We start from the raw sequence: 5,422 nt of genomic DNA, 5'->3' as shown, positions 1-5,422 counted from the left end.
TTATGGGGTTATGCCGAGATAAGGCAAAAATTAGGACATTCGTTCTGTAACTTGCTGTATTTAAAAGAATAGATTGAAAGTCCTGCTCAAGCGAAGGCCGCTTCGCGCCCAATCGCTTCAGCCATCCATGGAGGAAGGTTGGATCTCTGCGATTTCAAGATCTGCCAATCGCTACTCGACAGGCACGCGCGCAGCTTTGCGACGGCCTCTTGGGCGTGAGGTTTCACCAGCCAAGCAAGCGCACGTACAGCATCGCCAGCAATGGTCGCTCCGAGGGCGACTTGCCACTGTGGCGCATGCTCGATTCTCACCTGAGCCTTGCCTAACTGCAGAGTTCTCGGCCGTCCGCTGGTGACAAAAACCTCCCGAATCGACACTTGTTGCGTCAGCCCTAGAGCGTTCGCTGCGCGGGCACCGGACAGGGCAATTAGTTGATGGCTTTTCGGAACGCTTACCTGATGCGTTAGACATTGAGGAATTGCAATCGGCAATTTTCCTACGGGACGCTGCGGCCCCCAAAGTCACTGATGAACCACCCTGCTTTCAGAAAAAAGGGGCGAAGATACTTGGATCTTCAGCCCCAAAAATCTGAAATCGGTGTAATTAACGCTGCATCATCTAGATCACCCGAAATCAGACGACCTCAAATAGCCCCGCCGCCCCCATACCACCACCAATGCACATCGACACCACGACAAACTTCACCCCACGGCGCTTGCCCTCGATCAGTGCATGTCCGACCAGACGGGAGCCCGTCATGCCATAGGGGTGGCCAATTGAGATGCTTCCGCCGTTGACGTTGTACAACTCGGGATCGATGCCCAGCTTGTCGCGGCAATACAGAACCTGGCAGGCGAATGCTTCGTTCAGCTCCCACAAGCCAATATTGGAGACTTTCAACCCGTGCTGTTTCAGTAGCTTCGGAATGGCGTAGATGGGGCCAATACCCATTTCTTCGGGCGCACAACCGGCAACGGTCATGCCACGATAAACTCCAAGCGGCTCCAGGCCACGACGCTCGGCGAATCGTGCGTCAGTTAGTACGCAAGCCGATGCGCCATCAGACAGCTGACTGGCGTTGCCACCCGTAATGACGCCGCCGTCTACAACTGGCGTCAACTGAGAAAGCCCTTCGTACGTCGTATCTGCGCGGTTGCCCTCATCCTGGCTTATCAGGACATCCCGGAAACTGATCTCTCCCGTATTCTTATCCTGTACCTTCATCCGCGCCTGGAACGGCACGACCTCTGCGTCGAGCAAACCAAGTTCTTGCGCCCGAGCTGTACGGATCTGCGACGCCAGCGAGTAGCGCTCGGACCGAAAAACTTCGGCATATCGAGCCCTGCGGTGGTGTGCTCGCCCTCAGGACTAAGAACCGCGACCCAGATGTCGTCGTCATTGTTGACGGTGGTGAGATGCCCGGACAATTGCTCGATCATCTCGGGAGAGAAAGCATTGCGTTTCGCCACATTGTCCACGGAGATCACGGCAATATGGTTTTCGACAACCATCCGTACTTCGCCAACGGTTTGCTCAGTAGTCATATCGTTCACCTGTCGCTGTAGTAGTGATGAAGGCGACGGGGCTTACCGGTGCCTGAAAGGCGCAAGCCCCATCAAAGGAAGTCATGCGACTCCACGTCCCTGGCTTTTCCAGTAAGGTTCTCGAATCAAACGCCTGAGGATTTTGCCCGTGGCGTTGCGAGGAAGGTCGTCGACAAAGTCGACGGTTTTGGGAATCTTGAATCCGGCGACTTTGCCTCGGGCATGCTCAATCAGTTCATTGGCGCTGAGCGTCGTACCTGGCTTGAGGACGGCGACAGCCTTAACTGCTTCCCCCCACTGCTCATCAGGCACACCGATCACGGCGACATCGAAAATCGCTGGGTGGCTGTAGAGAACGTTCTCAACCTCGGCGGGATAGACGTTCTCGCCTCCAGTAATGATCATGTCGCGCTTACGGTCGTAGATATAGAGGTACCCGTTGTCGTCCAGGTAGCCCATGTCACCGGTGTGAAACCAGCCTTCTCGGATAGCTGCAAGTGTGTCCTCGCCGCGATTCCAGTACCCCCTCATCACTTGTGCGGAACGGCAAATAATCTCGCCGACATCGCCAGCGGGGAGCGACTGACCATAAACATCGATGATCCGGATCTCGACGCCAGCAGTCGCGCGGCCGCACGACAGTGCAAGGTCGCTATTCCCTGCTGCGATTTCCTGGTGGTCATCGGCGGTGAGGTAGGTGATCGGGCCTGAGGTTTCCGTCAAGCCATAGAGCTGGCCGAAGCGGCTGTGAGGGAGCCTTTCCATCGCCAGCTTAAGCAAGCTCGTTGCCATCGGCGCAGCACCGTACAAAATGGTTTTCAAGCTGCTGCACGTGCGACAGTCTTGTTCCAGTGCGGCAATCAGACCACGAACCATCACCGGAACCATAATGGTGAGCGTCACGTTCTCGCGCTCAATTTGCGCCGCGATATCGGATGGCACAAAGTCACTGGCAATAATCAGCCGCGCCCCTCTGAGTAGTCCGAAAGCCCCGACGATAGAACCTGCAACATGAGCATGCGGCAGGCACAGCAGGATTACATCTTCGGCTCCGATCTCGCGGCACGGACTAATCTCGCCCGTTGCCAGGGAGGTCAGCGGTGCCTGGAAAATACTGTTGCTGGTGAGCTGGACGCCCTTAGGCAATCCGGTAGTGCCGCTGGTATAGATTTGCAGGCAGTCATCATCTGCCGTCATCGTTGCCGAGCCTGGCGTATCCGACTGCTGGTCACGCCATGCGGCGTAGACGTCACCCATTACGATGACGTGCTCTACAAAATCCAGCTGTGGACGAATCTGCTCAAACAGAACCTCGAACTGAGGGCCGATGAACAACACACGGGGACGGCAGTCGGCGAGAACCTGAACCACCTCTGGCGCAGACAGCCGAGCGTTAAGAGGGGTTAGTACAAGGTTGGCGCGAGCAGCACCCAGCCAGATTTCATAGAACTGATCACTGCTGTGGTCAAGGATCGCGACGCGCTCTTGATCAGTAACTCCGAATGCGGCCAAGCCATTGGCAACCTGATCAGCTCGTGAATCAAGTTCGGCCGCACTGGTTTTTCTGTCGCCAAACACCAGGGCAGTGTGATCGGCGTGGGTATTGGCAGTTGCGCGGGCAACGTCCGCCAGAGTCAACTCAGGCATCGACATATTCTCCAGAGCGCCCAGATTGTTATTGGGTGGCGCTTTCGAGGCCGATGCTAGGAGAGCTTGGAAATCAACAACGTCTGCCAGATGACAGTCTTTCTAACTTTGTCACTGAAGAGTCGATATCAGGAGGTTTCAGGGGAGGTAAAACGTCGCCTATCATTGAGGACCTTTACCACCACGACCATGGCGCTGGTTTTGATGCTCATTGACATAGCTGCGCAGCCCTTCGAGGTCTTTGACTGTGACCCGCCCATAGTCAGTCTCGATGAAGTTGAGCTTACGTAACTCCGTCACAACCCGATTGACGCTCTGCCGAGTGCTGCCAACCATCAAAGCGATATCCGCTTGGGAAATCGTCAGGCCGATACCTTGATCTGCCCCGCCCTGCATATCAGCGAGCCAAATCAGTCTGGAGGCAACGCGCGCAGCAACGGGTTGCGTAAGCAGCTCCTCCAGCAGCCGAAGTGCAGCGCGCAGACGCAGGCTAATCTGCCCGGCGACAGCTGTCTCAACCTCATGATGGAGGGATCGTAGGTCAGCAAAATCCTTCGCAGACCATACCCGTAATGTTGCTTCTCCCCTTGTGATAATCGTGACCGGATAGGGCTCTTCGTCCGCGATGGAACTGTCTCCAATAAGGTCGCCTGGCTTGTAGATGTACATCAGGGCTTCTTGACCATCGTCGGTGATAATGCATTTCCGGATTTCTCCGGACATGATCTGGAACACCTCGGTAACGGCGTCCCCCTGATAATAGAGGGTCGTGTTGTCCGGATAGATACGTACTCGCGCCTTTTCAAGCACTAGCTTACGTATTGGCGGACTCAAGTCCTCAACCCAATTGAAGCGGCTCATTGTCGTTAAGCTCTCATCAAAGGCCAAAGCTCCATCACTACCGCATATCGGCGAGCAACGTAGCACTTCGCGCATGGCAGTTTGCGGAAACAGCACAGTCGATGTGAATCGCATCAGCTTTCCTAGACACATTCGACTGGCTGGATTCTACAAAGACCTATAATCACACTATAAAGGCCTATGAAAGGTACATATAGTAGTGTTTTCTTCACCTCCCTCAGCTCATGGGCTCCGTGTGCCGGGTGATGTGCTACGTACGCCATCGCTGTTCGCAAGCGGCACCCCAAGTAGCTTCAGCTGTGCAGTGGCTTCGATTAAGCGCGCCTGCAGGGCCTGCGCTTGCTGCGACTGAGTCTCAGAGGCTTCGCCCAGCCGGGATATCTCCTCTTGCAATGTGCGACAACGCTGTTCAAGGGTTTCATTCGAGCGCTCGGCGCCGGCCAGCGCACTCTGGAGGGCCTCCAGGGTCTGAGTTTTTTGCGCCAGTAGCTGTTGCTGCGCATGCTGCTCTTTTTGCAACTGCCGCGCCTCGGCGAGCAGACGCGCATTGTCGCGGTTCAACTGGGTAAGCTCGTCGTGCTTCATTATCAAGGTCTGCTGCAGTTGCCGCAGCTCCAACTGCAGCTGCTGTATCTGCGACTCATGTCGGCGTTGTTCCTGCTCACGCTGCTCCTTGCTGGCCTGGCGGTAGTGCTCCAAGGCGTCGCGTGCGTGCTGATGCTTTTCCTCCAGCGAGCGAATCTGCCCTTCGCGATCCTGCAGGCGCGCTTCCTGATCGTGGTTGGCCTGCAGCAGGCGGGCATTCTCGACCTCAGCCTGTTGTCGTCGCTGCTGCTCCTGCTGTAGCGCTTGTTGGGCAGCCTGGAACTGTTCTGTGAGCTCGCTGCACTGACTTTCCAGCTGTTGGATTCGACTTTCGGCCAGCCGAGTCTGGTTCTGGTAATCGAGCCGTTCACGTGCCAGTTGTTCGCGCTCCTGGGCCACGGTCGCCTGCACATCTTCCTCTAACTGATCTGCCAGTTGGCCGACCATATTGGCCAGCTGTTCGCTGAGCGGGATCGAGGCTGCATTCCGGCCGCGCTCAGCATCTTCGAGTTCTTTCAGGTAGCGATGAATGGTGGTTTTCGAGCCGGTATTGCCAAGTTCGACCCGTACCACGTCGATGCTGGGGTTCTCGCCTCGCGCCAGGATGGCCTGTCGCGCCTTCTGAACCAGCGCCTTGTTGATGCCGCCACGGGCCATGGTTTGCTCCTACGATTTCGTGGTGGAATACATACCACGTATTTACATACTAGATTTGATTGATGTAAAGCGCGTGTCAAGCAAGTAATTCAGATAAAATAATTGAGCGTTATTGAATAGGATAGGCA

Annotated in this window: 5 protein-coding genes and 1 pseudogene; all 6 read right to left on the bottom strand. The window is 55.7% G+C overall.

Features of this window, described 5'->3' with window-relative positions; genetic code table 11:
• Nucleotides 1-86 precede the first annotated feature (86 nt).
• Nucleotides 87-491: a DUF6088 family protein gene (locus tag M5G17_RS27765; protein ID WP_420793359.1), complete on the bottom strand. Its 405-nt coding sequence runs from the start codon at nucleotides 489-491 to the stop codon at nucleotides 87-89.
• A gap of 142 nt (nucleotides 492-633) precedes the next feature.
• Nucleotides 634-1,314 (bottom strand): annotated as a pseudogene (locus M5G17_RS25975) (thiolase family protein); the annotation flags it as partial.
• Nucleotides 1,221-1,544, bottom strand: a complete 324-nt coding sequence (locus M5G17_RS25970) for a Clp protease/crotonase-like domain-containing protein (protein WP_273895721.1) — start codon at nucleotides 1,542-1,544, stop codon at nucleotides 1,221-1,223. The pseudogene M5G17_RS25975 and the gene M5G17_RS25970, both read right to left, overlap by 94 nt.
• A gap of 81 nt (nucleotides 1,545-1,625) precedes the next feature.
• Entirely contained in the window at nucleotides 1,626-3,191 is a 1,566-nt protein-coding gene (locus tag M5G17_RS25965) for a long-chain-fatty-acid--CoA ligase (RefSeq protein ID WP_273895720.1), read from the bottom strand.
• Between the two features lie 162 nt (nucleotides 3,192-3,353).
• Nucleotides 3,354-4,166, bottom strand: a complete 813-nt coding sequence (locus tag M5G17_RS25960; RefSeq protein WP_273895719.1) for a Crp/Fnr family transcriptional regulator — start codon at nucleotides 4,164-4,166, stop codon at nucleotides 3,354-3,356.
• 108 nt (nucleotides 4,167-4,274) lie between these two features.
• Complete coding sequence (locus tag M5G17_RS25955; protein WP_273895718.1) at nucleotides 4,275-5,294, bottom strand: DNA-binding protein; 1,020 nt, start codon at nucleotides 5,292-5,294, stop codon at nucleotides 4,275-4,277.
• Nucleotides 5,295-5,422 lie beyond the last annotated feature (128 nt).

This window comes from Pseudomonas rubra (genome assembly GCF_028656935.1).
Taxonomy (GTDB): domain Bacteria; phylum Pseudomonadota; class Gammaproteobacteria; order Pseudomonadales; family Pseudomonadaceae; genus Aquipseudomonas; species Aquipseudomonas rubra.
The sequence above is the reverse complement of the archived record's forward strand: the minus strand, read 5'-3'. Positions and strand labels throughout refer to the sequence as shown.